Raw genomic sequence first — 26003 nt, 5'->3', positions numbered from 1 at the left:
CGGTTGCGCCGCCCTTAGGCATCGCACAGTCAATGTTGCGCCGCCCTTAGGCATCGCACAGTCAATGTAGGAGCGGGTTCACCCGCGAAGAGGCCAGTTCAGGCAATACACCCCTCAGCGGTAAGTCGGCAAGGCAAACCGCTGCTGGCTCTGCAGCATCGAGATGACCGGCAATTCGCTTGCTTCTTCAGCCAGATCACGACGGATGGCACTGATCGCCCAGGACAGCTGTTCGGCACTGTGCAATTGCCCATAAGTCAGCACCCGGCGGGTAACCTTGCCATCCGCTGCGCGCAGGGTAAGCAGTACACCGCCATCGGGCCGGGCTTGGGTATTCACCTGATAGGCCGAAAATACCGAGGCGAACTTTTGCTGGATGAGGTCCATATCAACTCCTGGCTGGTGTGTGGCAGACATGAGTTGATGGTTGCAGTGACCGTGCCAGAATCCTGTTTGGCGAAAAACCCAGTAAATACAGGCTGTTACGGAGAATTTTCAGAAGCGGTATCGTGCAAGCTGCATGGTCGTGCATTTTGCACAGTGCATTTTGCACGGGTCAGCCAGTGCCTATCGGCCCCATAGAATCTGAACCTTTGACCGACCTGGCATGCCTGACGAACACTTGGGCCATCAATTATGCCAGGAGGTTCCCTATGTCCAGCCAGACCGCACCCGCTACCATGACAGATGACGAAACCGCTGCGTTCGCCGAGCAGGTGTTCGAACGTGCCCGCCAGGGCGATGCCGAAATGCTCGAGCGCCTGCTTGCCAGCGGCCTTCCGGCCAACCTGCGTAACCACAAGGGCGATACTTTGCTGATGCTGGCCAGCTACCACGGCCACCACGATGCGGTGCGCGTGCTGCTGGAGCAGGGTGCCGACCCGCTGATTGCCAACGACAATGGCCAGCTGCCGATTGCCGGCGCCGCATTCAAAGGGGACCTGGCGATGATTCGCCTGCTGGTGGAGCATGGCGTGCCGGTGGATGCCGCCGCGCAGGACGGTCGCACCGCGCTGATGTTGGCGGCCATGTTCAACCGCAGCGAAATCCTCGACTATCTGCTGGCACAAGGGGCCAACCCGGCGCACCAGGATGCCCGCGGCATCACCGCCCTGATGGCGGCGCAAACCATGGGTGCAGCAGACACCGCCGCGCGCCTGCAAACGCTGGCCGGCTAACCGCCAGGGGGCATTTGCGGCTATCCTTGGCGCCTTTTCACCCGTCGCAGGCCCCCTTTCATGAAAACTCAGTTGCTTGAATTCATCAGCCTCATTGGCGCCGGCTGCATGCGTGAGGCAGACATCGAGCGTATCGCCGACGAGGCCGCCCAGGCCTACGCCGACCCTGTCGCCTTCCTGGCCGCCAACCCCGACATCAACTACGACGACACTTTCCCGATTCCTTTGGGTGAATGGGTGGTGCTGGGCAGCCTGCCGGATACCGTGGTGTTCCAGGCCGACAGCTATCAGGAGCTGTTCCAGCAGATCAGCGACTCGTTCGACAATAGCGTGCCGTTTACCCTCAAGCCCAAGCAATTGGCCCGTACCGAACCACTGACTGCGCTCAACCGCATCCAGGTACAGATGGGCGCGCTGAACAAGGAGGCGGGGGGGTATGTGCTGCTCAACTTCAGCCAGTTGCTGGATGACGAGATGCAGATGGTCATGGTGGGGCAACAGGACCTGGCGCGGGTAATGGAGCTGGGTGCAGCGCTGGGCATCAAGGTCGAGCCGGCGCTGGAGGCTTTGAAAGTCGCCGTCCACATCTGATACCAGTGATTGCTTGTTCGCGGGCATGCCCGCTCCCACAGGTACTCCAGCGCATCAGGCCCTGTGATAACCCTGTGGGAGCGGGCGAGCCCGCGAAGAGGCCGGCTCACGAAACATCAATCTTCAGCCCAGCGCAGTGTCGAGAAACATCATCACCGCAAACCCACCCATCAACCCCAGGGTCGCCGCTGTCTGGTGCCCGTTGCGGTGGGTTTCGGGGATCACTTCGTGGCTTACCACAAAGATCATCGCCCCCGCCGCCAGCCCCATGCTGATCGGGTAGGCGAGGGCAAAGCCGGTAGAAATCCCCAGCCCGATCACCGCCCCTAGCGGCTCCATCAGGCCCGACCCAATCGCCACCAATGCAGCCTTCAGGTTCGAAAGCCCCGTGGCGCGCAGGGCCAGCGCCACGGCCAGCCCTTCGGGGATGTCCTGGATGGCGATGGCACTGGTCAGCGGCAGGCCGATGTTCATGTCGCCATTGGCAAAGCTCACGCCGATCGCCATGCCTTCAGGCAGGTTGTGCAGCGTAATCGCCAGCACGAATAGCCACACCCGGCTGATGCGCTCGGCTTCAGGCCCGCACGGGCCGGTGCTTTCGTGTTCATGCGGGGTGAAGCGGTCCAGGCCCAGCATCAGCAGCACACCCAGGCCCATGCCCAGCACCACGGTAAAGGCGGCGGCCGGGCCGTTGCCGGTGATCTCGCGGGCAGCCTCCAGGCCCGGCAGAATCAGCGAGAACGAGCTGGCGGCCAGCATCATGCCGGCAGCGAAGCCCAGCATCACGTCCTGGGTGCGCGCGTTGACATCGCGCAGCACCACTGCCAGCACGGCGCCCAGCGCGGTGGCGCCAAAGCCGGACAACCCACCCAGCACGGCCAGGTGCAGGTTGTCGGCATGGTCGCCGTTCACCGCGTTCCAGAGGCTGGCGGCCAGCAGTACGCACACCGCCAGCAGGCTCAGCCCCAGGCCGGCGCTGAGCCAGGGGGTATCGGTGACCTGCTGGCGCCAGGCTTGCAGCAGTGAGGGTGGGGCGGCGCTTTGGCTGTGGGCGGATGGCATGCGAACCTCGAATCAATGAATGCAGTCAGTCTACCGAGGGACCTGCAACATCCGCCAAGGATTCCCTTCTATTGGCGCGATAGCTGACTATGCTGTGCAGCAAAGCCTCTGGACAGGAATTCAGACATGGGATCTACCTTCAACAGCCTGGTCGGGCTGATCATTCTGGCGCTGGATATCTGGGCCATTCTCAACGTGATCAAGAGTGGCAGCGAGATGGGCATCAAGGTCTTGTGGATCTTGTTGATCGCACTGTTGCCGGTGGTGGGGCTGGTGATCTGGGCGATTGCCGGGCCGCGGGGGAACGTGCGGCTGTAGGCGCGGTACCGACATAGCCAGTAATGGGACCGTGACACAATTTTCACATTGATTTAAACAGAATCCGCATCCGCATAATGCTGCGTTGGTCTAGCGCCATCGCCTCTTCGCAAACCGCAATCCTAGGACCTTCCCATTCATGGCTAATACGGATGCCTTGAAGCAACAGGGTGCGCGAACGTCATTTTCGCCGACCCTGAAATCCCACCTGGCCTACACGCTGCTCAGCGGCCTGGTGATCATGCTGATGCTCAGCCTCGTGCGCCTGGCGTTGCTGGCCTACAACAGCGACATGGTCGGTGATACCCCATATTCGACTGTCGCCGAAGGCTTCCTCAACGGCTTGCGCTTCGACCTGCGGGTGGTGGTGTACATCAGCATCCCACTGCTGCTGGCCATGCTCAGCCCCTGGGCCATGGCCCGGCGCGGGGTGTTCCGTTTCTGGCTGACCCTCGCTTCGAGCGTGGTAATGTTCCTCGGCCTGATGGAAATGGACTTTTACCGCGAGTTCCACCAGCGCCTCAACGGCCTGGTGTTCCAGTACATCCAGGAAGACCCGAAAACCGTCATGAGCATGCTCTGGTACGGTTTCCCGGTGGTACGCTACCTGCTGGCCTGGGCCTTCGGTACCTGGCTGCTGAGCCTGCTGTTCAAAGGTATCGATCGCGCTACCCGTGCCGAAGGCCTGCACCGCGTTGCCCCGTGGTACCACCGCCTGGCGGTGTTCATGGTGATCTTGCTGGTGGCGGTGGCCGCTGCCCGTGGCACCCTGCGCCAGGGCCCGCCGATGCGCTGGGGTGACGCTTTCACCACGGACTCCAACTTCGTCAACCAGTTGGGCCTGAACGGCACCCTGACCCTGATCGACGCCGCCAAAAGCCGCTTCGACGAGGACCGTGCCAACATCTGGAAGCCAGTACTGGAGCAGGACGTGGCCACGCAAAGTGTGCGTGAGCAACTGCTGACCGCCAACGACACGCTGGTCGACGCCGACGAAGCCGCTATCCGCCGCGACTTTGTACCGCCGGCTGATCGTACCCTGCCGATCAAGAACGTGGTGGTGATCCTGATGGAAAGCTTCGCCGGCCACTCGGTAGGCGCGTTGGGCAGCCCCAATAACATCACCCCGTACTTCGACAAGCTGGCCAAAGAAGGCCTGCTGTTCGACCGCTTCTTCTCCAACGGCACCCACACCCACCAGGGCATGTTCGCCACCATGGCCTGCTTCCCCAACCTGCCTGGTTTCGAATACCTGATGCAGACTCCGGAAGGCGGCCATAAGCTGTCGGGCCTGCCGGCCCTGCTCGGCGCCCGTGACTACGACGACGTGTATGTCTACAACGGCGACTTTGCCTGGGACAACCAGTCCGGGTTCTTCGGCAACCAGGGGATGACCACCTTCATCGGCCGTAATGACTTCGTCGACCCGGTATTCTCCGACCCGACCTGGGGTGTATCCGACCAGGACATGTTCGATCGCGGCAACGAAGAGCTGGCCAGGCACGATGGCAAGAAGCCGATCTACGCGCTGCTGCAGACGCTGTCCAACCACACGCCGTATGCGCTGCCGAAGGACTTGCCGGTAGAGAAGGTTACCGGCCAGGGTCGGCTGGACGAACACCTGACCGCCATGCGTTATTCGGACTGGGCGCTGGGCCAGTTCTTCGAGAAGGCGCGTAAAGAGCCTTACTTCAAGGACACCCTGTTCGTCATCGTCGGTGACCATGGCTTTGGCAACCACCAGCAGGTTACCGAACTGGACCTGGGCCGCTTCAACGTGCCATTGCTGCTGATTGCCCCGGGCATTCAGGAGAAATTCGGTGCGGTGAACCACACCGTGGGTACCCAGGTCGACATCGTGCCGACCATCATGGGGCGCCTGGGTGGCAAGGCTCGCCACCAGTGCTGGGGACGCGACCTGCTCAACCTGCCCGAGGGTGACCAGGGCGTGGGCATGATCAAGCCGTCGGGCAGCGAGCAGATCGTCGGGCTGGTGCAGGGTGATCGCATCCTGATCGAGTCCAAGGACATGAGCCCGCGGATGTACCGCTACCAGTTGGGCAGCGAGTTCAAGGCCGAGCTGATCGAAAGCCCGGACCAGCCGGAAATGCTCAAGAAGCTGGAAGCGTATATCCAGACGGCGACCAAGAGCCTGCTGGATAACACCGCTGGCGTGGTGCACGGCACACCGAAGTAAGCGGGTGCCGCGTTGCGGCCCATTCGCGGGCAAGCCCGCGAATGGGCCCGGCACAATTCTCCCAGACTGAACATTCTCCCCGTCCCAAGGTCAGTTATTCAGGCATCACACACCTGGTGTTCGTTGACTGAGAGGGTCCGTTCAATGAAAGAGTGGGAAGTCATCTTTGCCGACCAGAAGGGCGAACCGTCCGCATTGCTCTTGCATGCCGAGCATTGCCCCAGCGAGGAAGACGCTGCGCGGGCCATCCGCTCACACCTGTTTCCGGTGATGGACGAGCTGGACCTCAACGACTTCCAGGACCGTATCATCTCCCCGACCGCTCGCTGGCTCAAAGAGCACAGTGGTGTGACCATCACCAGCATTCACGAAGCATCCTGAACCACACGTTTGCGTGGTGCCTTGGCAGGCGCTACGCTGGTGGAGGGCCTGCCTGTTCTGTGGGTTGGCGCCGCCTCAATAATTCGCGTCTTGCATCAGCTCGAACTGCCCGGCCGTTGCCGGCAGGTGCGTAGTGCACGGAAAGTCTATCCATTGCTTTATTCAGGAGGACGATTCATGAGCAGCCAGAACGACGATATCAGCAGCAACGTCCTGCGCCAGATGAAAGCAGGCGGTTTCGACTTCACCCAGATCCACCCCATCGAGTTCTATGCCGTATTCCCGGACGAAGCAGGGGCCCGTCGTGCAGCCGGGCAGTTTCGCGGGGAATCGCTCAATGCCCAGGTGAAGGAGCTGGGCGACGGTGCCTGGCACCTGGAACTGAGCAAGGTCATGTACGCCACCCATGGCGGGATTGGCGACTTTGAAGAGGCCTTCGAGCAGTTGGTGACACCGTATGGGGGTGAGGTGGAAGGGTGGGGCGTCAAGCACGAACGGCTCACGGCCTGACGGTTTTGTGTTGGCCCCCTTAGCGGGTTAACCCGCGCCTACACATTGATGGGTGGTGGAAACCACCTGCCGTTGTAGGAGCGGGTTTCACCCGCGAATACGGTGGCGGCGGCAACGATGAACGGCCAGGGATGTTCGCCAGCAGGACCGGCCCTTTCGCGGGTAAACCCGCTCCTACGACGGTCTGTGTTCAACCCCCGGTGTGTGTCCATCACCTTGTAGGAGCGGGTTCACCCGCGAAGAGGCCCTCAAGGCTTGCGCGCTGCCATGTGCCCCAAATAGGCCAGCAGCGCATCCAGTTCCTGTTCACTCAACACACTTTCGGCAAACCCCGGCATCTTCGCCTGCGGCCATTGCCGCAGGCTTTGCGGGTCGCGTATCAACTTGCGCAAATAAACCGGCTGAAAATACTCGGTCGGGTTATGCGGCACATTCAAGTCCGGCCCCACCTGCCCATCTCCCGCCCCGTTCAACCGGTGGCACACCAGGCAGTTCTGCTGGAACAGGGCAAAGCCCTGGCGCACCGGGCTGTCGGCCGGCAGTTTCGGGTCGGGCAGCAGCGCGGGAAACCGTTGGTCCACCGGGGCCAGCTTGCGAAGGGTGGCAATCTGGAAGGGCCACTGCTCAGGGCGAATACCGCTGGCCTGCGGTGCAGTCCACACCAGGTAGAACGGCCCGGCACTTGGCTTGCCTTGGCCCAGTGGCGGCCACGGCTTGCCTGGGTCTTCCACGGCCAGCCAGGCGCGTGCCGGCCCTTGCTGCAACAGGGGCGCAGCGGGCATTTCGGCGGCAAAGCCATCCAGCGCCACGGCCTGCAGGTGATCGCTGGCGCGCACACCTTCCAGCAGCGTGGTCAGCGGCACCGCTCGATAGCGCATGGGGCGTTTGTAGGAAACGTCCTGTTCGATGCTGATGTCCTGGGCCTCAGGGTGGCCAAGCAGTTCGGCGCTGCTCCACTGGCGCGGTGTAGCGCCCAGTTCAAGGTGCAGTTGCGCCGCCGACAATGGCAGGCTCAGAAGCAACGCTAGCAGGGCAAGGCAGTGGCGCATAGGCAATCTCCGACCATCAAGGCCAGCAGGTTACCTGTGCGTTGCCCGTTGGCGCCACCGCCGCCGTCAGCCAAACAAACGTGTCAGGTTCGGCAAGATCAATAGCAACGTGGTGGCGAATAAAATGAGCCCGGCTTGGCGAATTTTCGATTGTCTGAACATGGCGGACCGCCTTCTTGTTGTTATTCCTGAATACCCGTTGGCTTCCTTGTCGCGTTTCGGGTCGATCACAGTGGCGTTGCGTGGCGCCTGACTGCTTGCCTCTTGAAAGTGGATATACATCCAACAGTAGGGTGTGCGTTATCCATGCTTGAGAACCCTTTGTTCTAACCAAGTGGTTAAACCATTTCTTCTGGCTATGAGGCCAAGTGCCAGCCAGCTGGCATGCTCTATCTAGACAGTGGCGCAAGTGCCAGGCACGCACCGACGAAATGTGACCGTTCGTCAGCGCAGCCTACTTGCTTGTACGTGCCTTTCGCGGCAGTCTCTACAGCAGATTCCCACCCATGTCGTTCAGGACTACCCCTATGTCGTTACGCATCTGCATCCTTGAAACCGATGTCCTGCGACCGGAGTTGACGGCGCAATACCAGGGCTACGGCAGGATGTTCGAGCAGCTCTTCTCGCGTCAGCCGATTGCCGCCGAATTTTGTGTGTACAACGTGATGCACGGCGACTATCCCGCCGACAGTGAAAAGTTCGATGCCTATCTTGTGACGGGCAGCAAGGCCGATTCGTTCGGTACCGATCCGTGGATCCAGACCCTCAAGGCCTACCTGCTCAAACTGTACGAGCGCGGTGAGAAGCTGCTGGGCGTGTGTTTTGGCCACCAGTTGCTGGCCTTGACCCTGGGTGGCAAGGCCGAGCGGGCCGAGCAAGGCTGGGGCGTGGGTATCCACCGCTACTCGTTGGCGGCGCATGCGCCGTGGATGGACCCGGAGGTGTCGGAGCTGACCTTGCTGATCAGTCACCAGGACCAGGTGACCGAGCTGCCGGAAGGCGCCACGGTGATCGCCTCCAGCGATTTCTGCCCGAATGCGGCGTACCACATTCGCGACCAGGTGCTGTGCTTCCAGGGCCACCCGGAATTCGTGCATGACTACTCCCGCGCACTGCTCGATGCGCGCCAGGAATACCTGGGTGACGAGGTGTACCACAAGGCCATAGCCAGCCTGGCCACCGAGCATCAGGGCGATCTGGTAGGGGAGTGGATGTTGCGCTTTATCCAGCAGCCGTCAAAGGCCAGCGACAGCGCCGCTTAATCGGTGGCAACCCTTCGCGGGCACGCCCGCGAAGAGGCCATCAAAGCCAACCCGATTTCTTGAAGCTGGCATACAACCCGGCACACCCCGTCGCAATCACCCCCAGTACCGCGAAGTAACCGTAGTGCCAGCTCAGCTCTGGCATGTTCTGGAAGTTCATGCCGTAAACCCCGGCAATCGCCGTAGGGAATGCCAGAATCGCCGCCCAGGCCGCAAATTTGCGCTGCACGATGCTTTGCCGTGACGACTCCAGCAGCATGCCGATCTCGATAGTCTGGCTGGCAATGTCGCGGATGCCGGCCAAGTCTTCCATCTGCCGCGTCACGTGAATCTGCACATCACGAAAGTATGGGCGCATGTTCTTGTCGATGAACGGGAAGCTCAGGCGCTGCAGTTCTTCGCTGACTTCAACCATGGGCGCCACGTAGCGGCGCAGGCGCAGAATGTCGCGGCGCAGGCTGTGCAGGCGACGGATGTCGTCTTCCTGCAGCGAGCCGCCCAGTACGCTTTCCTCCAGCTCTTCGATCTCGCCATGAATGGCCTCGCTGACCGGCTGGTAGTTCTCGGTGACGAAGTCGAGCAGGGCGTACAGCACGAAGTCTTCGCCATGTTCCAGCAACAGGGGCCGAGCCTCGCAGCGCTGGCGGACCATGGCGTAGGATTTGGAGTGGCCGTTGCGGCAGGTGATGATGTAGCCGTTGCCCGCGAAGATATGGGTTTCGATGAATTCCAGTTTGCCTTCGTGGCGCACTGGCGAGTAGGTGACGATGAACAACGCGTCACCGAAGGTTTCCAGCTTGGGCCGGCTGTGTTTTTCCAGGGCGTCTTCGATGGCCAGTTCGTGCAGGTTGAACTGGGACTGCAGGTTGGCCAGCTCTTCGGCATTGGGCTCTTCCAGGCCGATCCACACGAAATGCCCCGGCTTGCGCGCCCACTCGCTGCCTTCGTCGATGCTGATGTTGGTGACCTTTCTGCCGGCGCTGTACACCGCCGATGCCACGACTCGACCCATGGTTGTCCGCTTATACGTTTGAACACGGATACAGCTTGGGCTGTACCCGGCGCCAGAGCAACCCGGATCAGGCCAGTTCTTTTTCCATCCGGTCAATGCACTGCTGCATTTGCCCCCGGCACTGCTCGATCAGCGCTGGCAGATCCTGCGGCGTCATGCCCGTCGTGGCAATGGGCGGCAGCGAACGCACGATTACCGTGCGCTGGCGCCAGCTGTTCAGGCTCAGACGCCTGGCATAGCGGCTGACGCAGACCGGCACGATCGGCACACCGGCCTCGATGGCCATGTGAAATGCGCCTTTCTTGAACGCCAGCAAATGCTCGCCGGCATTGCGGGTGCCTTCGGGGAAAATCCAGATCGAGGTGTCGTCCTGCAAAACCCGGGTGGTCTTCTGTATGGCCTTGCGCGCCTGGTAGGCATTCTTGCGGTCGACCAGCACGTTGCCGCCCAGCCAGAACAATTGGCCGAACAGCGGGATCCAGCCCAGGCTCTTCTTGCCGATGGCGACGGTGCGTTGCGGCACTACCTGGCCCAGCACGAACAGGTCGAAGTTGGACTGGTGGTTGGCCACGATCACACAGCCGGGCGGATGGTCCCACAATGGGCCGACTTCGGCCTTGACCTTGATGCGCATCAGCCAGGTGGCCGGCAAGCTGTAGAGCCGGGCAAATACGCGGCTGTTGTCAGGGTTGAAGGGGCGGCACAGACCAATGATCAGGCCCACGACGCCAACGGCAAGAAAATGCAGCCCCAGCAGGAACATACGCAATGAATAAAGCATGGTACGACTCACACCAGACAGTCGCCGGGCAGTGTACGGGTGTGCACTGGTTGGGGCAAACCTTGGTGCACGCCTGTTCCGGCCTTTTCGCGGGCAAGCCCGCTCCTGCACAGGTTGCGTATGCCCGTTGAATAGCGGATTTACCCGCGTAGAGGGCGAATGTGCAGGCGCGGGCTTGCCCGCGAAAGGGGCCGTGCGGCTAGCCCATATGCTGCTGGTCCAGCTCGATCGCCTTGTCCAGCGCCTCCAGCAGCCCTTTGCGCACTTTCAGCTTGGTGTTCTTGTGCGCCAGCATGTTCAGCTTCTTCAGCTCCCGCGCCGCGGTCATTGCCGCTTCCTGCAACTGCTCGGCCGGCACCACCTTGTCGAGGAAGCCGGCATCCACTGCGCCCTGCGGGTCAAACACTTCGGCGTTGATCACCGAGCGGTGGAAGGCCGAGCGTCGCAGGCGGTCGCGGGCCAGTTCAATACCGGCGTGGTGCATGGTCATGCCGATTTGCACTTCGTTCAGGCATACCTTGTACGGCCCTTCGACACCAATGCGGTAGTCGGCCGACAGCAGCAGGAAAGCGCCCTTGGCCACGGCATTGCCGGGGCAGGCGACCACCACCGGGAACGGGTGCGACAGCAGGCGGCGGGCGAGGGTGGAACCGGCGGTGACCAGGCTGATGGCCTCTTTGGGGCCGCTGGTCATCACCTTGAGGTCGTAGCCGCCCGACAGAATGCCCGGCTGCCCGGTGATGATCACTACTGCACGCTCTTCGGTAGCGCGGTCCAGTGCTGCATTGAAGGCAGTGATGACGTCCGGCGAGATGGCATTGACCTTGCCGTTGTTCAGGGTAAGGGTGGCGATGCCGTCTTCGGCGTGGTAGGTAATCAGCTCGCTCATGGCAGAGTCCTTTTGTTGGCGTGGCGACGACGTTACCCAGCGTCAGGGGCGAGGTAAAGCAGCAAGGCTGACTGGTCGGTCAGCGCTCACGGCACCCCAAGTGCAAATACATGAAAAAATTGAAAAAAATGCTTGCCAAAGGGAAAGTCTTTCACTAAATTAGCGCACCTCGACGGGCCGCAAGGCTTGAAGAGAAACGGTGAAGTGTCCGAGTGGTCGAAGGAGCACGCCTGGAAAGTGTGTATACGAGAAATCGTATCAAGGGTTCAAATCCCTTCTTCACCGCCACATTCTACGAAGAGCCCCCGCGCTGAAAAGCACGGGGGCTTTTTTTTTCAAGGCCATTGGGGCTGCTGCGCAGTCCATCGCGACACAAGGCCGCTCCCACAGGCGTACCCGATTTCCTGTGGGGGCGGCCCCGGCAATCTAGAAGCTGATCGAAGCCGACAGCCGAGCGGTACGCGGTGCCCCCTGGAACAGGTAGTTGTCCCCCAGGTAATCGCCCACATCGCGCCAGTAACGCTTGTCGAACACATTATCCACCGTCAGCCGCAGCACCGTGTCATACCCGCCGACCCGCGTACGGTAACGGCTACCCAGATCAAACACGGTGTACCCGCCAACCTCCACATTGCCCGCCTGGCTCGCATACTTGCTGGCGCTGTACCGCGCCCCGCCCAGCAGCGCCAGGCCCGTTACTGGCAGGCTGTATTCGGCGTGCAACGCCGCGCGGAACCGGGGAACGTTGATTGCCTGGTGGCCTTCGTAGTCATCGGTACCGCTGTTCTGCACTCGTGCCCGGATGGCTGCGGCACTGGCCTGTACCTGCAGCTTCGGGGTCACCCAGCCGCTGGCGCCCAGTTCCAGGCCGGTATTTTTCTGCTGGCCTTGCTGCACGTAGGTGAAGTTGCCGGTGCCGTCCGGGCGTGCGTACTGGTAAGCCTGGCGGATCTGGAACAGGGCGGCACTCAGGCTCAGGCCTTGCCAGTCGTGCTTGAGGCCCAGTTCCAGTTGGCGCGACGTGGTGGGCGCAAGAATTTCAGCTGCATTGCTGGCGAACCAGGGGGCCGTGCCTCCGGCAGACAGGCCCTTGGCGTAGCTGGCGTATACCGTGGTGTTCGGCTGCGGCTTGTAGATAATCGCAGCTTTGGGCAGCAGCTCGTACTGGCGTGTGTGGCGCCCGGCAACGCCGTTCTCGTTCCAGGTCTTTTCATCCAGCCGCACTTCACGGGCGCCCAGCACGGTCTGCCATTGCTCGTTGAAGCTGATGCGGTCGCTGATGAACAAGCCGTACTGGCGGCTGTCCAGTCGACGTTCGCTGGCGCCTACGGGTTTGTCGGACGGGGCGAATGCAGGGGCGCCGGTGTCGATGTTGCCGGTACCAAGCCACTCGTTGTAGTACGGGCGCTGATCCAGCGTACGCCGTTGCGCACTGGTACCGACGGTTAGGTCATGGCCCACGCCCAGCGCATCGAAGTGCCCGTTGAGCATGGCCTGTGCCTCGTCGGTACGGCGGGTATCGTCGGGGCTGCGAAAGTCATAGATGTCGTAGTCACCATTGCTGCCGAAAAACGCCCCCTCGCTCGAACCCCAGGCAAACGCGCTGTAGTCGTCGATCACCACTTTGCTGCGGGAGGCGCTCAAGGTGCCGGTCCAGGTATCGTTGAAACGGTATTCGAAGCGCCCGCCCAGGTTCAACGAGTCGTTCTGCACGGGCTTTGCCCAATGCTGGTAGGCCAGGCGGTCTTCCGGGTCGATGCCGTGGGGCACTTCAGTGCCTCCGAGCAGTTGGTAACCCGGCACCGACGCCTGTTCGCGGTGCTGGTACTCGGCATCCAGCTGCAGGGTGGCATCCGGGCTGATCTGCCAGTCGAATGCCAGCGAGGCGAAGTCGCGCTTGCCGTCAGCGTGGTCGACGTAGGTGCGGATGTCTTCATGGGCCAGGTTGGCGCGCAGGCCGAACTGCTTTTCGCTGCCGAACCAGCCGCCAAGGTCGGTGGCCAGATAGCGTTCGCCTTGTTCGTTGGTCGACACCGTGACGCTGCGTATGTCTTCGGCGCGCTTGGTCACATAGTTGATCAGGCCGCCCGGCTCCGACACACCACTCTGCAGCCCGGACAGACCCTTGAGCAGTTCCACCTGCTGCTTGTTCTCCAGGGCTACGTTCTGCTCGCCGGCAATGGTCTGGCCATTGATGCGATAGCTACTGGCGGCGTTCAGCCCGAAGCCGCGCACATTGAAGTTTTCGTAGTAGCCGATGGGCGCATAGCTTTCGCCGACTGACGCATCGCTTTGCAACACTTCGCTAAGCTTGCGGACCTGGCGGTCTTCCAGCAGCTGCTGGCTGAACACGCTGACAGAGGCGGGAGTGTCGAGCAGCGGCGCGGGCTGGAAACCGCCCACAGCCGCCTGGCGTGCCTGGTAGCCATCGCTGGCGAAGGTGTCGGAGACCTGCAAGGGGGCAAGCACCACGCTGTCTTCGGCAAGCACAAGGGGGCACTGCAGGGCCAGGCCCAGGCTGAGCAGGCTCAGGGGCAGGCGGGGGTGATGCGGGGGCATGCGGTGGGGCTCCTGGATGCGCGATACCTGTACTGGCCCTTTCGCGGGTAAACCCGCTCCTACACCGGTTGGCGATACACCGGGTGGTGAAACACCGGGTGGTGAAACACCGGTTGGCGATGCACCGGTTGGTGAAACGCCGGTTGGCGATACACCGGTTGGTGAAACACCGATTGGTGATGCACCGGGTGGTGATACCCCAGGTGGTGATATCCCTGTAGGAGCGGGTTTACCCGCGAAGAGGCCGGCACAGGCCATGAAAAAGGCGGCATATTACCAGCCGCCTTCCCCATAAAACGATCAGGGCCCCGTGATAATCAGCCTGTCCTGATCGGCCGCTTGTGCTGCCGCCAGTTGTCATCGATCTTCGACCAGGTCTTGCCATCGGTAATGGCCATCAGCTTGCGTCCATCCTTGAAGGTGGCCAGGAAGGTCGCTTCCTCTTCCTTGCCACCCAGCCACAGCCCGGCCAGCAGCCCCACTGGCCCTGCCACCAGGGCGCCGGCCACGCCCCAGCCCAAGGCGCTGCCAAGGCTGCGGTTGGTTTCCAGGCTGGCCAGCCGCAAGTCGCTGATGCGTGCCAGGGAAATCCGTTCACCGGGTGAGGGGCTACGCGCGGTCTTGAGTGTGAGCGATCCATTGCGATACTCGCCTTCACCTTGCAAGAAGTCGCCGGATTGCACCGTGAGTCTTGTCATAAAGTCATCCTGTCAGGGAAAGGGCATTTTCCAGCGCTTACTGAGCGCTGCGCCGGCAAGCAAGTCAACGGCATTGCGACGGAGGGTAGTGCGGTACTTTGTCGCCGTGGCCAATGGCCTCTTCGCGGGCGCTTCACAAACCTCAGGGCCGTGATACGCCTGTGGGAGCGGGCGTGCCCGCGAAGAATCCAGTGGTCATTTATCAGGCCACCTGCAAGGTGTTCTTGCGCTTACGCTCGGCCAGGCCCCACACCAGCAATCCCAGCCCGCCAATCACTAGCCCGGCCACCACAATCCCCATCCAGCCCTGGCGCTGGAACAGCTGCGTGCCCAGCAACGACCCAAGCGCCCCGCCAATGAAGTAGCAGGTGATATAACCGGCATTCAGCCGCGTACGTGCCTCGGGCCGCAGGGCGATCACCGCGTTCTGGTTGCTCACATGCACCAGCTGTACCGCCAGGTCGAGCATCAGCACGCCCAGCAGCAAGGCGAGCAGCGACTGTTCGGCAAACCCCAGCGGCACCCACGACAGCAGCAACACCACCAGGCCCACGGTGGTACCCAGCGACCCCTTGCCACGGTCCGCCAGGCGCCCGGCCCAGTTGGCCGACAACGCACCCGCCGCACCGGCCAGGCCGAACAGGCCGATCACTGCATCCGAATAGTGGTAGGGACCTTTCGCCAGCAGAAACGCCAGGGGTGTCCAGAACAGGGCGAACAGGCTGAATGCCAACAGACCGAGCAGCGAGCGCAGGCGCAGTACGGGTTCTTCGATGAACAGGCGGAACACGGAGCCGATCAGTGCCGGGTATTTCAGCCCGGCGTGGCTGTGGTGCTGCGGCAGGCTGCGGTATAGCGCCAGCGCGGTAAGTGCCATCAGCACGGCGGCCAGCACGTAGATACTGCGCCAGCCACCCAGCTCGGCCATGAAGCCGGCAGCAGTACGCGCCAGCAGGATGCCCAGCAGCAGGCCGCTCATCAGCGTGCCGATCGCGCGCCCACGCTGATGCGGCTCGCTCAGGGTTGCTGCCATCGGCACGAGGATCTGTGCCACCACCGAGAACAGCCCGGTCAGCGCCGTGCCGAGCAGCAGCCAGGGCAGGCTGGGTGCACAGGCGCTGATGACCAGGCCCAGGGTGGAGACAACGGTCATCACGGTAATCAACCGGCGCTGCTCGAACAGGTCGCCCAGCGGTGCCAGCAGCAACAGGCCGGCGCCATAGCTGAGCTGCGCGGCAATCACGATGCTGCCGGCGCTGGCGGTGCTCAGGCCAAACTGCTGGGCGATGCTGTGCAGCAGCGGTTGGGCGTAGTAGTTGCTGGCCACGGCCAGGCCTGTGGCGGTGGCCATCAGCAGGATCAAGGCGCGGCTGAGAGTGGGGGTGTGCATACAAATCTCGTGGGGGCAGTCGTGTGTGGTGATGATTATCAGCAAGTGCCAGGCATGACACCAATGTATAGTTTTCAACCTATTCATCTTGAAAGCAGATAGATCGATGAACCTCAAGCAGCTCGAATATGCCCTTGCCGTGGCCGACACCGGCAGTTTTACCCGCGCGGCGGAGCGCTGCCATGTGGTGCAGTCGGCGCTTAGCCATCAGGTGGCGCGGCTGGAGGCGCAGTTGGGGGTGAGCCTGTTCGAGCGTAGTTCGCGACGGGTGCGCCTGACACCTGCAGGGGAGGCCTTTGTGCTCAGTGCACGGCCAGCGGTGGAGGCGGCCCGGCGCATTGCCGATGATGTGGCGGCGGCCTGCGGCCAGGTACGCGGGCGGCTGGCGATTGGTGAAATCAGCTCGCTCACCGCGCTGGACCTGGTCGACCTGTTGGCGGTGTTCCACGGTCTTCATCCGGATGTGGATGTACGCTGGCTCACGGCCAAGAGCGAATCGCTGATCGCTGATGTGCTCGAGCGGCGCCTGGACGTGGGTTTTATCGGGCTGTGGCAGGGCGAGGTGGTGCAGGGGGTGCAGCATCGCTTGCTGGCCAGGGAAGAACTGGCCGCTGTGTTGCCGTTGGGGCACCGCTTGGCGGGCAGGGCACAACTGGCGCTGGCTGACCTGGCAGGCGAAGTGTTGGTGGATTTCCCCGAAGGCACTGGGGCGCGACGACAGACCGACGAGGCGTTTCAGGCGGTGGGGTTGCAGCGCAGGGTGCAGTTCGAGATCGGGCATGTTCGTCTGGTGGAGAAATTCGTGCAGCGGGGCATGGCCGTCGGCCTGGTGCCCGAGCGGGTGGCTCAGGGCATCGAAGGGGTGGCCGTGGCGCGGTTGGTGGATGCGCCGGTACGGCACTTGTATGCGGTGTGGTCGTCCAGCCCCACACCGGCTGCCCGGGCTTTTCTGGACGTGATGGAACAAGGCCTGGGGGCAAGGAAAGGCTAAGCCTGTGCCGGCCTTTTCGCGGCACAGGCAACCTTTCAATCAGGCTGCAAACCCACCGTCCACCGTCAAGCTGGCACCGGTGATATACCCGGCTTCAGGCCCCGCCAGGTAAGCGACAAAGCTGGCAATCTCCTCCGGCTCGCCGTACCGCCCAACGGCCATCAGCGGAATCAGGCTCTCGGCGAACTCGCCGCTGGCCGGGTTCATGTCGGTGTCCACTGGCCCGGGCTGCACGTTGTTCACGGTAATGCCTTGCGGCCCGAGGTCGCGTGCCATGCCGCGGGTCAGGCCGACCAGTGCCGACTTGCTCATGGCGTACGGTGCACCGCCGGCAAACGGCATGCGCTCAGCGTTGGTGCTGCCAATGTTGATAATGCGACCCCCTTGGTCCATATAGCGTGCCGCGGCCTGGCTGGCGACGAATACGCTGCGTACGTTCACGGCCAGCATGTGATCGAAGTCGGCCAGGTCGAACTCTGTCACCGGGGCCACTGCCAGCACACCGGCGTTATTGACCAGGATATCCAGCCGGCCCAAGGCCTTCACAGTGTCATCCACTGCCAACTGCACAGCTGCCGCATCAGCGCTGTCAGCCCGCAGGGCCAAGGCTTTGCCGCCGTTCTCGGTAATTTCCCGAGCCAGTTCTTCAGCCGGGCCGGCAGAGCTGACATAGGTGAAGGCCACTTGCGCGCCTTCGCGGGCCAGGCGCCGCACGATGGCTGCGCCAATGCCTCGGGAACCGCCCTGTACCAGGGCCACTTTGCCTTCGAGTGTAAGTTGCTTGGACATGCTGTTCTCCTGCTGGAAGCCAGGCCGAAATGCCTTGGATAGGCACAGTATCGGCGCACGATTACCTACTGATAAGATGGCAATCACTATCAGCAGAGTAAACCTTTGGTTGCTAGTCATGGCCATGGAATCGTTCAGCGCGTTGGAATGCTTCATCCGCAGTGCCGAGGTCGGCAGTTTTGCCGAAGCCGCCAGGCGCCTGAGCCTTACCCCGGCTGCCGTGGGCAAGCACGTTGCGCAGCTGGAAGCGCGCCTGGGTGTGCGGTTGTTCCAGCGTAGTACCCGCAAGCTGACCTTGACCGAAGCGGGGCAGCGTTTTCTCGGCGAGGTCAGTGACAGCTTTCGCACCATCCAGTACGCCGTGGCCAACCTGGCCAGTGCAGAAGGCCAGCCGGCCGGGTCGTTACGGGTGAGCATGGGCACGGTGTTCGGGCGCTTGTACGTGCTGCCGTTGCTGGGGGAATTCTTGCGCCGATACCCGGCGATTACCCCGGATTGGCATTTCGACAACCGCCAGGTCGACCTGATCGGCCAGGGCTTCGATGCAGCGATTGGCGGTGGTTTCGAACTGCCGCCAGGGGTGGTGGCGCGCAAGCTGACCCCGGCGCACCGGGTGTTGGTGGCGGCGCCGGCCTATCTGCAGCGGCACGCGCCGATAGAAGACCCGCAAGTGCTGCAACGCCATGACGGCATCCTGGTCCGGTCACCGCAGACCGGGCGGGTGCGCTCGTGGCCGTTGACCAGCCGTTGGCAGGCGCAGCAGCCGCTGCAATTGCGCCAGGCGATGACCATGAGCGATTCGGACGCGGCGTGCGCAGTGGCCGAGCAGGGGCTGGGTATTGCCCTGGTGAGCCTGCCGTTTGCCGTGCCCTACTTGCTGGCAGGTCGGCTGCTGCGGGTGTTGCCGGACTGGTATGTGGACGATGGGTATATCAGCCTGTATTTCGCCGAGCACAAGCTGTTGCCGGGCAAGACCCGGGTGTTCGTCGATTTTGTGGTGGAGCAGTTTGCCGAGCAGGGGCTGGCGGGGCGTTTCGATGCCTTGCAGGCCCTCTAGAGAATTATTGCCTGTGCCGGCCCTTTCGCGGGCCCGCCCGTTCCCACAGGGATATAACAGCCCTGAAGACAGTGGGAACCTTGTGGGAGCGGGCGTGCCCGCGAAGAGGCCGGTTCAGACAACATCGACAATGAACGATACCTGCGCCCCCAGGCTCACCTCGTCATCCACCCGCTTGCCCAGCAACAGCTGCCCCAGCGGCGATCGTGGGGTAATCACCGTCACCAACCCGTCCCCCTCGCCAATCTTCAATCCCGCTGCCTCAGGCCCGAGAAACAGCCGGCGCTGCCCGCCGTCTTCATCTTCCAGGGTCACCAGGTTGCTTACCTGCACGCCGCGCCCCGGGTCATAATCACGCAGCAGCAACTGCTGGTAGATCACCAGCGCCTGGCGGATCTCGGCACTGCGGCGGGCCTGGCCGGTGGCCAGGTACGAGGCCTCCAGGCCCAGCGTGTCGTACTTGTTCTCGGCGATGTTCTCCTCGGCGGTGGCGGCCTCGTAGGCGGTTTGCGCCGCGCGGGTCAGCACGTCCAGGTCATGTTCGAGGGTGGCGACAATCAGCGCCAGCAGGTGGGGCTTGTCCATGGTCAGTAACAGAACTCCAGCACGTTGGCCTGGCTTTTTTCGGTGGGCGCGGTACGGTTTTGCTGCAGCCAGAACTGGCACTTGGGGCTGTTGAGGTTGCGCGGGTTGCCCTGTGCGGCATCGGCGGCCTGTTGCAGCGCCTGTTTGTGCAGGATGTCCTTGTAGCGTTCGAACATCTCGGCCTGGGCATCCTGGGCTGGGGCCGGTGCAGGCGTTGCAACGGGGCGGTCTGCATGCGGGGCTACAACCTGGGCCAGGGGTTGCACCTGCTGGGGCCACAACTGTTGTGCCAGCCACAGGCTCGCGGCAATGGCCATGGCGCCCAGCCATAGGCCCAAGGCTACGCACATGATCAACGGCAACGGCTTGAGGGTGATCTTCAGTTCACGGTGGCGTGGCATGGCAGCCTCCTGGCAGCGTGGTAGGGGGGCATTGTCGCATGCGCTTGGGCATTTTTCTGCGCAGGTGCTTTTGTCAGCGCCAATTTATGCGCAGAATTCGCGGTTTTTGCACCAGCACGGGAGGGGCGCATGAAAGCCACCTGGGACATCTTCTGCAGCGTCGTCGACAACTACGGCGATATCGGCGTGACCTGGCGCCTGGCCCGGCAGTTGGTGGCCGAGCACGGCCTGGCGGTGCGCCTGTGGGTGGATGACCTCAACGCTTTCACGCCCATGTGCCCTGGCGCCGACGCCACGGCTGCGCAACAGTGGCAGCACGGCGTGGATGTGCGCCACTGGCCGGCAGCGTGGTTGCCGGTGGCGCCGGCCGATGTGGTGATCGGCGCGTTTGCCTGCCAGTTGCCGGCGGCGTATGTCGAGGCCATGCGTGCCCGGCCGCAGCCGCCGCTCTGGCTCAACCTCGAGTACCTGAGTGCCGAGGACTGGGTGGAGGGTTGCCATGGGTTGCCTTCGCCGCAGCCCAACGGTTTGCGCAAGGTATTCTTTTTCCCGGGCTTTACCGACAAAACGGGCGGTTTGCTGCGCGAGGGTTCGCTGCTGGCCCGGCGTGATGCGTTCCAGCAGTCGGCGGAGGCGCGCCGTGCCTTTTTGCAGGGGCTTGGTGTAGACCTTGTGCCGGGTGCACTGTTGATCTCGCTGTTCGCCTATGAAAACCCGCAGCTGGGCAACTGGCTTGATGCCCTGGCCACGGCTGACCAGCCTTGCCACCTGTTGGTCCCGCAAGGGCGCGTCGTCGCGGGGCTCAGCCAGTGGCTGGGCGAGGGGCCGCTGCACGTGGGTGATGTGCGCACGCGTGGGGCGCTGACCGTTCAGGTACTGCCTTTCGTCAGCCAGGACGACTTCGACCGGCTGCTATGGAGCTGCGATTTCAATGCCGTGCGTGGCGAAGACTCGTTCGTGCGTGCGCAGTGGGCGGGGCAGCCGATGCTGTGGCACATCTATGTGCAGGACGAGAATGCCCATTGGGAAAAGCTCGAAGCGTTCCTCGCGCATTATCGCTGCGGCCTGTCAGACGATGCCGATGCAGCCCTGTTGGGCCTGTGGCGTGCATGGAACATGGATTTCGACATGGGCCAGGCCTGGCGGGCGGCCCGCCAGCATTGGCCGGAACTGCAGCAGCATGCCCGCCTTTGGGGGGCGCGACAGGCCGCTCAGCCGGACCTTGCCGAAGCGCTAGTACACTTTTACCGAAATTCGCTATGATACGCGGCCTCGATTTTTATAAATCCATCCAGATTCGGATACTTCGTAATGAAAACTGGTAAAGAACTGAAACCCGGTACCGTACTGCGGATCGACAACGACCCGTGGCTGGTTCAAAAAGCTGAGTTCACCAAGTCGGGCCGTAACAGCGCGATCATGAAGACCAAGCTGAAGAACCTGCTGACCGGCTACAAGACCGAAACCGTGTACGGTGCGGACGACAAGCTGGACGACGTGATCCTGGATCGCAAAGAAGCGACCCTGTCGTTCATCAATGGTGACGAGTACACCTTCATGGACACCACCGACTACACCATGTACGAGCTGAACGCCGAAGACATCGAAGCCGTTCTGCCGTACATCGAAGAAGGCATGGAAGACGTCTGCGAAGCCGTGTTCTTCGAAGGCCGTCTGGTGTCGGTTGAGCTGCCGACCACCATCAGCCGTAAAGTTGTCTACACCGAGAACGCTGCTCGCGGTGACACCTCCGGCAAAGTCATGAAGCCTGCCAAGCTGGCGAACGGTACCGAGATCTCGGTTGCCGACTTCATCCAGATCGACGAGTGGATCGACATCGACACTCGCGACAACAGCTTCAAAGGCCGTTCCAAGAAGTAATGCTTCTTGCGAGACGCAAAAAACCCGGCGCAAGCCGGGTTTTTTTATGCCTGTGTGCTCGTGCTTTTGTGGGTGCAACTGTCGTGCTCAATTTCTAAAAGCTGGCGCAGATCCGTGTGGGAGCGGGCTTGCCCGCGAACACGGGCGAAGCCCGTGCCATCCACCGCGGTGTATTCTTCGCGGGTAAACCCGCTCCCACAGGGGATCGCGCAAGCCTTTGCGCCTTAGACGGTTACGTGCAGGCGCACATCCACATTACCGCGGGTGGCATTGGAATACGGGCACACCTGGTGCGCCTTTTCCACCAGCCCTTCGGCATCGGCCTGGGCCAGGCCCGGCAGGTTGATGTGCAGGTCGATGTCCAGGCCGAAACCGCCCGGGATCTGGCCGATGCCCACCTTGGCGGTGATCGAGGTATCTGCCGGCAGGGCTTTCTTCTCTTGCCCGGCCACGAATTTCAAGGCGCCGATGAAACAGGCCGAGTAACCGGCGGCGAACATCTGCTCGGGGTTGGTGCCGTCACCGCCCGCGCCGCCCAGTTCCTTGGGGGTGCTCAGGCTGACGACGAGCTTGCCGTCGCTGGAGCGGGATTTGCCGTCGCGCCCACCGGTGGAGGTTGCTTCTGCGATGTACAGCGGAGTGACCTTTTGCATCTTGAGCCTCGCTAATGTGTTGTGCACTCCCGTTTGCAGGAGGGCGGGGTTGGTGTGGGATTTAAATTAGCGCGCAATTAATTAGTGCGCAAGATAAATCATCGCCGTTCATCGGAACGGCCATTTCACAGCATAGCGTTCAGAGGTTTTTTTGCAGGTTGTCGCGCAGGTTCAGCAGGTCGGCTTGCAGTTGCTGTAGCTGCTCCAGGCTGCGCCCGCTGGCCTTGAGAATGCACTGCGGCACCGCTTTGGCCTGCTGTTGCAGGGCGCGGCCTTTGTCGGTCAGTTGCACCATCACTACCCGTTCATCTTCGCGGCTGCGGTTGCGCTGCAACAGGCCTTCGCTTTCCAGGCGCTTGAGCAGCGGGGTCAGCGAGCCTGGGTCGGTCAGCAGGTGCTGGCTGATTTCGCCCACGGTCAGGCCGTCACGCTCCCAGAGCACCAGCATGGCAAGGTATTGCGGGTAGGTCAGGCCCAGCGCCTGCAGCAGCGGCTTGTAGACCTTGGTCATCAGCAACGAGGTGGAGTGCAGGGCAAAACAGACCTGGTTGTCCAGCAGCAGCTCGTCACAGGAGGCTTGGGTGTCGGCGTTCATGCAGGTCCTTGAAAGTGATCAATGGAAAATTCTGGCACGCTGATCATCAGTGCGCGAGTTAATCGCGCAGTTCACTGCGCAAGGCCAGGTCCCAGGGTGGTATCGGGCTGAATCGGCTCTTGAGGAATTCGAGCAGCAAACGGCTGCGAGAGTTCGTTTCATGTGCCAGGCGTAGCGCGTAAATGCCGCTGGTCTCGGCTTCAGGCAAGCCGCCGTCGCAGAACAACGGGATAAGCTCGCCGCGCAGCAGGTATTCACTGATCAGCCAGGTGGGAAGGTGGGCTATCCCCAGGCCGGCGAGGGCGCCGAACAGCAGGGTTTCGGCATTGTTGGCGGCCATGCGCATGCGCGCGGGTCGGTACAGGCGGGTTTGCCCGGCCACACTGAAGCGCCAGGCGAACGGCGGCGCCAGGCCATCCCAGTCCAGCCCGTCATGCCCGGGCAGTTCGCTGGGGCAGGTGGGGATGCCGCGGCTGGCCAGGTAGGCGGAGCTGGCGCAGGCGATGCGCACCATGTAGGCGAGCGGCGTGGCGACCAGACGGGTGTCGGCCAAAGGGCCGGCGCGCAACACCAGGTCGACCTCGCCCAGGTGGCTGCCATGCAGGTCGACGAAGCTGTCGATCAACCGCAGTTGCACGTCCAGGCCCGGGTAGGCCACCAGGAAGTCGGCAATGGCCGGGGCCAGGTGGCGGCGGCCAAACGCGGCAGGTGCGTCGATGCGGATCAGGCCTTCCGGGGCATTGCTCAGTGACACCGCTTCGGCCCGGGCCAGGCGCAACTCCTCGATGATGCGCCTGGCCCGCTCGGCAAAGGCGTTGCCTGCAGGCGTGGCCCGCACTGCGTGGGTGCTGCGGGTGAACAGGCGGCTGCCGACGGCGCTTTCCAGGTTGTCGATGCGCCGTGCTACCGCAGACGGGGTCAGCGGGTGGCGACGGGCGGCGGCAGAAAAACTGCCGGTTTCCAGCACATCGAGGAACAGGCTCAATTGGTCGGTCAGGGTATCGGGGCTCATGGTTGCCTTGCTTTTGCGAAAAGCGCACAGCCATTGTGCGCTGCTGTGCGTTTCCCCGCTAGCGCGCAATCGTTAGCATGCTCGCATTATGGGTAAAGGCGGAGGAGGCCCTGATGATCGAGTGGTTGTTGTATATCGTGCTGGGCGCTGCCCTGGGCACCATGGGGGGCTTCTTCGGCATTGGTGGCGGGCTGATTGCGATTCCGGCGCTGGGCGTGTTGTTCGGCCTGGACCAGCAGTTGGCGCAGGGGACCGCGTTGGTGATGGTGGTGCCGAACGTGTTGCTGGCGCTGTGGCGGTATCACCAGCGCAACCGCATCGCGTTGCGCCATGCGTTGCCGCTGTCGGCGTGCAGCTTTCTGTTTGCCTGGCTGGGGTCGATCTGGGCGGTGGGGCTTGATGCGCATTCCATGCGCCTGGGTTTTGTCGGCTTTCTGGTGGTGCTGGCGGTGTGGAACGTGGTGCGGATGTTCATGAAGGTGTCGCCGCCGAGTGCCGAGCTGCGTCATGCCTGGCCGTGGCTGGGTGTGCTGGGCAGCTTTGCCGGCACAATGGGCGGCTTGTTCGGGGTGGGTGGGGCCGTGGTGGCCACGCCGGTCCTGACCAGTGTGTTCGGCGCTACCCAGGTGGTGGCGCAGGGGTTGTCACTGGCGCTGGCGGCGCCGAGTACCGTAGTCACGCTGGTGACCTATGGCGTGCACCATAGCGTTGACTGGGGGGTGGGGATTCCGTTGGCGGTGGGGGGCTTGCTCAGCATCAGTTGGGGCGTGAAGCTGGCCCACGCGTTGCCGGAGAAGGCATTGCGGGCGATGTTCTGTGTGTTTCTGGTGGTCTGTGCGGTGATGCTGGGGTTTGAGCTGTGAGATTTTTGGGCCGCTTTGCGGCCCCAGATTACTTGAAACCCTCAACGATGTAGTCGGCCATGCAGTCGGTAATGGGCGAGGGGGTCTGGGTACTGCGCACCAGCATTACATTGGCCATCGGTAATTGCGGCAGCCCTTCGCTCTCACCCAGTACGCGGATGTTGCCCCCGATCAGGCTCTGCAACTGCGCGGTCACTGCCAGCCCGGCGGTGACGATGGCAAAGATCGCCGCCAGGCTTGGGCTGGTGTAGGCAATACGGTAATCGATGCCCTGTGCCTCCAGTGCATTGCAGGTCCAGGCGCGACAGAAGCAGTCGGTGTTGAACAGCGCCACCGGCATCGGCCGTTGTTCGTGCGGGCAAAAGCCTTCTGCTGCGGCCCACACCAGGCGTTCCTGGCGCAGCAACTGGCCAATCTCGTTGCCGGGCTCGCGGGTGACGATGGTCAGGTCCAGATCCTGGCGCAGCATCAGCTGCTTGGACGAGTCGCAATGCACTTCCACCTGCACCAGCGGGTAGGCCTGGGCAAAGCTCGACAGGATGGTCGGGAGGAAGCGCATGGCGTAGTCGTCCGGTGTGCCGATGCGCACCAGTCCAACCATGTGCGGCATGCGCAGGGTGTTGAACACTTCGCCATGCAACTTGAGAATGCGTCGGGCATATCCCAGCAGGACCTGGCCTTCGGCGGTCAGCCGCACCTGACGGCCATCACGTTCGAAGAGCTGGCGCTGCAGAACGTCTTCTTCCAGGCGTTTCATCTGCATGCTGACTGCTGACTGGGTGCGGTTGACCACTTCGCCTGCGCGGGTAAAGCCGCCTTGCTCGGCAATGGCTACGAAGGTGCGCAGGACGTCCGCGTCGAGGCTCTGGTACTGGGACATTGCATCAATCTCCGAGATGCATCGCATCAGAAACATTCGTTGGATTGATCTTATGCCTGGCGTGAGACTGAAGCCATCAACACGGAGGGCTTCACGATGAAAGGTCATGTCAGCAGCATCCAGCAACCTGCCTTTTCCCTGAGCTACCTGTGGCATGCGGCCCTGCAGCGTCCGGCGCGTTGGCTGGAGTTGTACCGTCAGCGTCAGGAGCTGGCCAGCCTCAGTGATGCAACTTTGCGCGACTTGGGGTTGAGTCGGGCGGATATCCAGCAAGAGGCCGAGCGGCATTTCTGGGATGATCCACTGAGGAAGTGATGCCAGGCGTGGCAGTCGCTTCTGCTTCTGCTTCTGCTTCTGCTTCTGCTTCTGCTTCTGCTTCTGCTTCTGCTCCTGCTTTGGCTTTTGCTTCTAAGCGCGCG

General features: G+C 62.4%; 29 protein-coding genes and 1 tRNA gene. 14 read left to right on the top strand and 16 right to left on the bottom strand.

Going from position 1 to position 26003, the window contains the following annotated elements:
* Positions 1-114: 114 nt before the first annotated feature.
* Positions 115-387: a DUF3509 domain-containing protein gene (locus tag ACF8RA_RS07055; protein WP_021783091.1), complete on the bottom strand. Its 273-nt coding sequence runs from the start codon at positions 385-387 to the stop codon at positions 115-117.
* A 266-nt stretch (positions 388-653) separates the two neighbouring features.
* On the opposite strand from ACF8RA_RS07055, the gene ACF8RA_RS07050 reads away from it, so the two are divergent.
* A complete protein-coding gene (locus ACF8RA_RS07050; RefSeq protein WP_392513961.1) occupies positions 654-1178 on the top strand; it encodes an ankyrin repeat domain-containing protein in 525 nt (174 codons plus the stop codon).
* Between the two features lie 60 nt (positions 1179-1238).
* Positions 1239-1769, top strand: a complete 531-nt coding sequence (locus ACF8RA_RS07045; protein WP_392513960.1) for a hypothetical protein — start codon at positions 1239-1241, stop codon at positions 1767-1769.
* Between the two features lie 123 nt (positions 1770-1892).
* On the opposite strand, the gene ACF8RA_RS07040 is transcribed toward ACF8RA_RS07045, so the two are convergent.
* Positions 1893-2831 carry a ZIP family metal transporter gene (locus tag ACF8RA_RS07040; protein ID WP_392460459.1) on the bottom strand — a complete coding sequence of 313 codons (939 nt, stop codon included), beginning with the start codon at positions 2829-2831 and terminating at the stop codon, positions 1893-1895.
* 126 nt (positions 2832-2957) lie between these two features.
* Between ACF8RA_RS07040 and ACF8RA_RS07035 the strand changes: the two genes are divergently transcribed.
* The 4 genes from ACF8RA_RS07035 to ACF8RA_RS07020 all read left to right on the top strand — a co-directional run bounded on the left by ACF8RA_RS07035 (position 2958) and on the right by ACF8RA_RS07020 (position 6237).
* Positions 2958-3149: a PLDc N-terminal domain-containing protein gene (locus ACF8RA_RS07035; RefSeq protein WP_004577083.1), complete on the top strand. Its 192-nt coding sequence runs from the start codon at positions 2958-2960 to the stop codon at positions 3147-3149.
* 139 nt (positions 3150-3288) lie between these two features.
* Positions 3289-5346 (top strand): LTA synthase family protein, encoded by a 2058-nt coding sequence (locus tag ACF8RA_RS07030; protein ID WP_176685644.1) that lies wholly within the window; start codon positions 3289-3291, stop codon positions 5344-5346.
* A 144-nt stretch (positions 5347-5490) separates the two neighbouring features.
* On the top strand, positions 5491-5727 hold the full coding sequence (locus ACF8RA_RS07025) for a hypothetical protein (RefSeq protein WP_176685643.1): 237 nt from the start codon (positions 5491-5493) through the stop codon (positions 5725-5727).
* 177 nt (positions 5728-5904) lie between these two features.
* Complete coding sequence (locus tag ACF8RA_RS07020) at positions 5905-6237, top strand: ribonuclease E inhibitor RraB (RefSeq protein WP_003252824.1); 333 nt, start codon at positions 5905-5907, stop codon at positions 6235-6237.
* Between the two features lie 248 nt (positions 6238-6485).
* On the opposite strand, the gene ACF8RA_RS07015 is transcribed toward ACF8RA_RS07020, so the two are convergent.
* Positions 6486-7286, bottom strand: a complete 801-nt coding sequence (locus ACF8RA_RS07015; RefSeq protein WP_392518971.1) for a c-type cytochrome — start codon at positions 7284-7286, stop codon at positions 6486-6488.
* A gap of 527 nt (positions 7287-7813) precedes the next feature.
* Between ACF8RA_RS07015 and ACF8RA_RS07010 the strand changes: the two genes are divergently transcribed.
* Complete coding sequence (locus tag ACF8RA_RS07010) at positions 7814-8548, top strand: amidotransferase (protein ID WP_084852264.1); 735 nt, start codon at positions 7814-7816, stop codon at positions 8546-8548.
* 40 nt (positions 8549-8588) lie between these two features.
* Here ACF8RA_RS07010 and ACF8RA_RS07005 read toward each other — a convergent pair whose 3' ends face one another.
* From ACF8RA_RS07005 to ACF8RA_RS06995, 3 genes are all read right to left on the bottom strand, one after another.
* Positions 8589-9560: a magnesium and cobalt transport protein CorA gene (locus tag ACF8RA_RS07005; RefSeq protein WP_084852262.1), complete on the bottom strand. Its 972-nt coding sequence runs from the start codon at positions 9558-9560 to the stop codon at positions 8589-8591.
* A 67-nt stretch (positions 9561-9627) separates the two neighbouring features.
* A complete protein-coding gene (locus ACF8RA_RS07000) occupies positions 9628-10341 on the bottom strand; it encodes a 1-acyl-sn-glycerol-3-phosphate acyltransferase (protein ID WP_021783099.1) in 714 nt (237 codons plus the stop codon).
* Between the two features lie 199 nt (positions 10342-10540).
* The gene (locus tag ACF8RA_RS06995; protein ID WP_028698250.1) at positions 10541-11230 is read right to left on the bottom strand and encodes a crotonase/enoyl-CoA hydratase family protein; all 690 of its coding nucleotides are present in this window, start codon (positions 11228-11230) and stop codon (positions 10541-10543) included.
* 198 nt (positions 11231-11428) lie between these two features.
* Between ACF8RA_RS06995 and ACF8RA_RS06990 the strand changes: the two genes are divergently transcribed.
* Positions 11429-11518 (top strand) — tRNA-Ser (locus ACF8RA_RS06990).
* 138 nt (positions 11519-11656) lie between these two features.
* Here the strand turns inward: ACF8RA_RS06990 and ACF8RA_RS06985 are convergent.
* The 3 genes from ACF8RA_RS06985 to ACF8RA_RS06975 form a co-directional block, all read right to left on the bottom strand.
* Positions 11657-13789, bottom strand: a complete 2133-nt coding sequence (locus ACF8RA_RS06985) for a TonB-dependent siderophore receptor (RefSeq protein ID WP_392518970.1) — start codon at positions 13787-13789, stop codon at positions 11657-11659.
* 317 nt (positions 13790-14106) lie between these two features.
* Complete coding sequence (locus tag ACF8RA_RS06980) at positions 14107-14487, bottom strand: hypothetical protein (RefSeq protein ID WP_012053335.1); 381 nt, start codon at positions 14485-14487, stop codon at positions 14107-14109.
* A gap of 202 nt (positions 14488-14689) precedes the next feature.
* Positions 14690-15877 (bottom strand): MFS transporter, encoded by a 1188-nt coding sequence (locus ACF8RA_RS06975; protein WP_084852258.1) that lies wholly within the window; start codon positions 15875-15877, stop codon positions 14690-14692.
* Positions 15878-15983: 106 nt separating this feature from the next.
* Between ACF8RA_RS06975 and ACF8RA_RS06970 the strand changes: the two genes are divergently transcribed.
* Positions 15984-16868 carry a LysR family transcriptional regulator gene (locus ACF8RA_RS06970; protein ID WP_392518969.1) on the top strand — a complete coding sequence of 295 codons (885 nt, stop codon included), beginning with the start codon at positions 15984-15986 and terminating at the stop codon, positions 16866-16868.
* A 39-nt stretch (positions 16869-16907) separates the two neighbouring features.
* On the opposite strand, the gene ACF8RA_RS06965 is transcribed toward ACF8RA_RS06970, so the two are convergent.
* Positions 16908-17657 carry a 3-oxoacyl-ACP reductase family protein gene (locus ACF8RA_RS06965; protein ID WP_176685638.1) on the bottom strand — a complete coding sequence of 250 codons (750 nt, stop codon included), beginning with the start codon at positions 17655-17657 and terminating at the stop codon, positions 16908-16910.
* Positions 17658-17775: 118 nt separating this feature from the next.
* On the opposite strand from ACF8RA_RS06965, the gene ACF8RA_RS06960 reads away from it, so the two are divergent.
* Complete coding sequence (locus ACF8RA_RS06960; RefSeq protein WP_176685637.1) at positions 17776-18714, top strand: LysR family transcriptional regulator; 939 nt, start codon at positions 17776-17778, stop codon at positions 18712-18714.
* A gap of 114 nt (positions 18715-18828) precedes the next feature.
* Here the strand turns inward: ACF8RA_RS06960 and ACF8RA_RS06955 are convergent, their stop codons facing one another.
* Complete coding sequence (locus ACF8RA_RS06955; protein WP_176685636.1) at positions 18829-19299, bottom strand: GreA/GreB family elongation factor; 471 nt, start codon at positions 19297-19299, stop codon at positions 18829-18831.
* A 2-nt stretch (positions 19300-19301) separates the two neighbouring features.
* A complete protein-coding gene (locus tag ACF8RA_RS06950) occupies positions 19302-19700 on the bottom strand; it encodes a hypothetical protein (RefSeq protein WP_176685635.1) in 399 nt (132 codons plus the stop codon).
* A gap of 129 nt (positions 19701-19829) precedes the next feature.
* On the opposite strand from ACF8RA_RS06950, the gene earP reads away from it, so the two are divergent.
* Positions 19830-20963: an elongation factor P maturation arginine rhamnosyltransferase EarP gene (gene earP / locus ACF8RA_RS06945; RefSeq protein ID WP_392513955.1), complete on the top strand. Its 1134-nt coding sequence runs from the start codon at positions 19830-19832 to the stop codon at positions 20961-20963.
* Positions 20964-21011: 48 nt separating this feature from the next.
* A complete protein-coding gene (gene efp / locus ACF8RA_RS06940) occupies positions 21012-21581 on the top strand; it encodes an elongation factor P (protein WP_003252871.1) in 570 nt (189 codons plus the stop codon).
* Positions 21582-21805: 224 nt separating this feature from the next.
* Here efp and ACF8RA_RS06935 read toward each other — a convergent pair whose 3' ends face one another.
* The 3 genes from ACF8RA_RS06935 to ACF8RA_RS06925 all read right to left on the bottom strand — a co-directional run bounded on the left by ACF8RA_RS06935 (position 21806) and on the right by ACF8RA_RS06925 (position 23841).
* On the bottom strand, positions 21806-22234 hold the full coding sequence (locus tag ACF8RA_RS06935; RefSeq protein WP_021783109.1) for an organic hydroperoxide resistance protein: 429 nt from the start codon (positions 22232-22234) through the stop codon (positions 21806-21808).
* Positions 22235-22373: 139 nt separating this feature from the next.
* Positions 22374-22829 carry a MarR family winged helix-turn-helix transcriptional regulator gene (locus ACF8RA_RS06930; RefSeq protein ID WP_392487623.1) on the bottom strand — a complete coding sequence of 152 codons (456 nt, stop codon included), beginning with the start codon at positions 22827-22829 and terminating at the stop codon, positions 22374-22376.
* A 58-nt stretch (positions 22830-22887) separates the two neighbouring features.
* A complete protein-coding gene (locus ACF8RA_RS06925; protein WP_392513954.1) occupies positions 22888-23841 on the bottom strand; it encodes a LysR substrate-binding domain-containing protein in 954 nt (317 codons plus the stop codon).
* Between the two features lie 113 nt (positions 23842-23954).
* Between ACF8RA_RS06925 and ACF8RA_RS06920 the strand changes: the two genes are divergently transcribed.
* Positions 23955-24704, top strand: a complete 750-nt coding sequence (locus ACF8RA_RS06920) for a sulfite exporter TauE/SafE family protein (protein ID WP_392518968.1) — start codon at positions 23955-23957, stop codon at positions 24702-24704.
* A gap of 28 nt (positions 24705-24732) precedes the next feature.
* On the opposite strand, the gene ACF8RA_RS06915 is transcribed toward ACF8RA_RS06920, so the two are convergent.
* Positions 24733-25584 carry a LysR substrate-binding domain-containing protein gene (locus tag ACF8RA_RS06915; RefSeq protein WP_176685630.1) on the bottom strand — a complete coding sequence of 284 codons (852 nt, stop codon included), beginning with the start codon at positions 25582-25584 and terminating at the stop codon, positions 24733-24735.
* A gap of 96 nt (positions 25585-25680) precedes the next feature.
* On the opposite strand from ACF8RA_RS06915, the gene ACF8RA_RS06910 reads away from it, so the two are divergent.
* Positions 25681-25899 (top strand): DUF1127 domain-containing protein, encoded by a 219-nt coding sequence (locus ACF8RA_RS06910; protein WP_014591954.1) that lies wholly within the window; start codon positions 25681-25683, stop codon positions 25897-25899.
* The last annotated feature ends 104 nt before the right edge of the window (positions 25900-26003 follow it).

Source organism: Pseudomonas sp. FYR_5 (genome assembly GCF_043106315.1).
Lineage (GTDB): Bacteria > Pseudomonadota > Gammaproteobacteria > Pseudomonadales > Pseudomonadaceae > Aquipseudomonas > Aquipseudomonas putida_Y.
Note: the sequence above shows the minus strand (reverse complement) of the source record. Positions and strands in the feature narration are given on the sequence as shown.

Coding starts and splice junctions, on each gene's coding strand:
- ACF8RA_RS07055 (WP_021783091.1), bottom strand. CDS start 387: ATGGACCTCATCCAGCAAAAGTTCGCCTCGGTATTTTCGGCCTATCAG.
- ACF8RA_RS07050 (WP_392513961.1), top strand. CDS start 654: ATGTCCAGCCAGACCGCACCCGCTACCATGACAGATGACGAAACCGCT.
- ACF8RA_RS07045 (WP_392513960.1), top strand. CDS start 1,239: ATGAAAACTCAGTTGCTTGAATTCATCAGCCTCATTGGCGCCGGCTGC.
- ACF8RA_RS07040 (WP_392460459.1), bottom strand. CDS start 2,831: ATGCCATCCGCCCACAGCCAAAGCGCCGCCCCACCCTCACTGCTGCAA.
- ACF8RA_RS07035 (WP_004577083.1), top strand. CDS start 2,958: ATGGGATCTACCTTCAACAGCCTGGTCGGGCTGATCATTCTGGCGCTG.
- ACF8RA_RS07030 (WP_176685644.1), top strand. CDS start 3,289: ATGGCTAATACGGATGCCTTGAAGCAACAGGGTGCGCGAACGTCATTT.
- ACF8RA_RS07025 (WP_176685643.1), top strand. CDS start 5,491: ATGAAAGAGTGGGAAGTCATCTTTGCCGACCAGAAGGGCGAACCGTCC.
- ACF8RA_RS07020 (WP_003252824.1), top strand. CDS start 5,905: ATGAGCAGCCAGAACGACGATATCAGCAGCAACGTCCTGCGCCAGATG.
- ACF8RA_RS07015 (WP_392518971.1), bottom strand. CDS start 7,286: ATGCGCCACTGCCTTGCCCTGCTAGCGTTGCTTCTGAGCCTGCCATTG.
- ACF8RA_RS07010 (WP_084852264.1), top strand. CDS start 7,814: ATGTCGTTACGCATCTGCATCCTTGAAACCGATGTCCTGCGACCGGAG.
- ACF8RA_RS07005 (WP_084852262.1), bottom strand. CDS start 9,560: ATGGGTCGAGTCGTGGCATCGGCGGTGTACAGCGCCGGCAGAAAGGTC.
- ACF8RA_RS07000 (WP_021783099.1), bottom strand. CDS start 10,341: ATGCTTTATTCATTGCGTATGTTCCTGCTGGGGCTGCATTTTCTTGCC.
- ACF8RA_RS06995 (WP_028698250.1), bottom strand. CDS start 11,230: ATGAGCGAGCTGATTACCTACCACGCCGAAGACGGCATCGCCACCCTT.
- ACF8RA_RS06985 (WP_392518970.1), bottom strand. CDS start 13,789: ATGCCCCCGCATCACCCCCGCCTGCCCCTGAGCCTGCTCAGCCTGGGC.
- ACF8RA_RS06980 (WP_012053335.1), bottom strand. CDS start 14,487: ATGACAAGACTCACGGTGCAATCCGGCGACTTCTTGCAAGGTGAAGGC.
- ACF8RA_RS06975 (WP_084852258.1), bottom strand. CDS start 15,877: ATGCACACCCCCACTCTCAGCCGCGCCTTGATCCTGCTGATGGCCACC.
- ACF8RA_RS06970 (WP_392518969.1), top strand. CDS start 15,984: ATGAACCTCAAGCAGCTCGAATATGCCCTTGCCGTGGCCGACACCGGC.
- ACF8RA_RS06965 (WP_176685638.1), bottom strand. CDS start 17,657: ATGTCCAAGCAACTTACACTCGAAGGCAAAGTGGCCCTGGTACAGGGC.
- ACF8RA_RS06960 (WP_176685637.1), top strand. CDS start 17,776: ATGGCCATGGAATCGTTCAGCGCGTTGGAATGCTTCATCCGCAGTGCC.
- ACF8RA_RS06955 (WP_176685636.1), bottom strand. CDS start 19,299: ATGGACAAGCCCCACCTGCTGGCGCTGATTGTCGCCACCCTCGAACAT.
- ACF8RA_RS06950 (WP_176685635.1), bottom strand. CDS start 19,700: ATGCCACGCCACCGTGAACTGAAGATCACCCTCAAGCCGTTGCCGTTG.
- earP (WP_392513955.1), top strand. CDS start 19,830: ATGAAAGCCACCTGGGACATCTTCTGCAGCGTCGTCGACAACTACGGC.
- efp (WP_003252871.1), top strand. CDS start 21,012: ATGAAAACTGGTAAAGAACTGAAACCCGGTACCGTACTGCGGATCGAC.
- ACF8RA_RS06935 (WP_021783109.1), bottom strand. CDS start 22,234: ATGCAAAAGGTCACTCCGCTGTACATCGCAGAAGCAACCTCCACCGGT.
- ACF8RA_RS06930 (WP_392487623.1), bottom strand. CDS start 22,829: ATGAACGCCGACACCCAAGCCTCCTGTGACGAGCTGCTGCTGGACAAC.
- ACF8RA_RS06925 (WP_392513954.1), bottom strand. CDS start 23,841: ATGAGCCCCGATACCCTGACCGACCAATTGAGCCTGTTCCTCGATGTG.
- ACF8RA_RS06920 (WP_392518968.1), top strand. CDS start 23,955: ATGATCGAGTGGTTGTTGTATATCGTGCTGGGCGCTGCCCTGGGCACC.
- ACF8RA_RS06915 (WP_176685630.1), bottom strand. CDS start 25,584: ATGTCCCAGTACCAGAGCCTCGACGCGGACGTCCTGCGCACCTTCGTA.
- ACF8RA_RS06910 (WP_014591954.1), top strand. CDS start 25,681: ATGAAAGGTCATGTCAGCAGCATCCAGCAACCTGCCTTTTCCCTGAGC.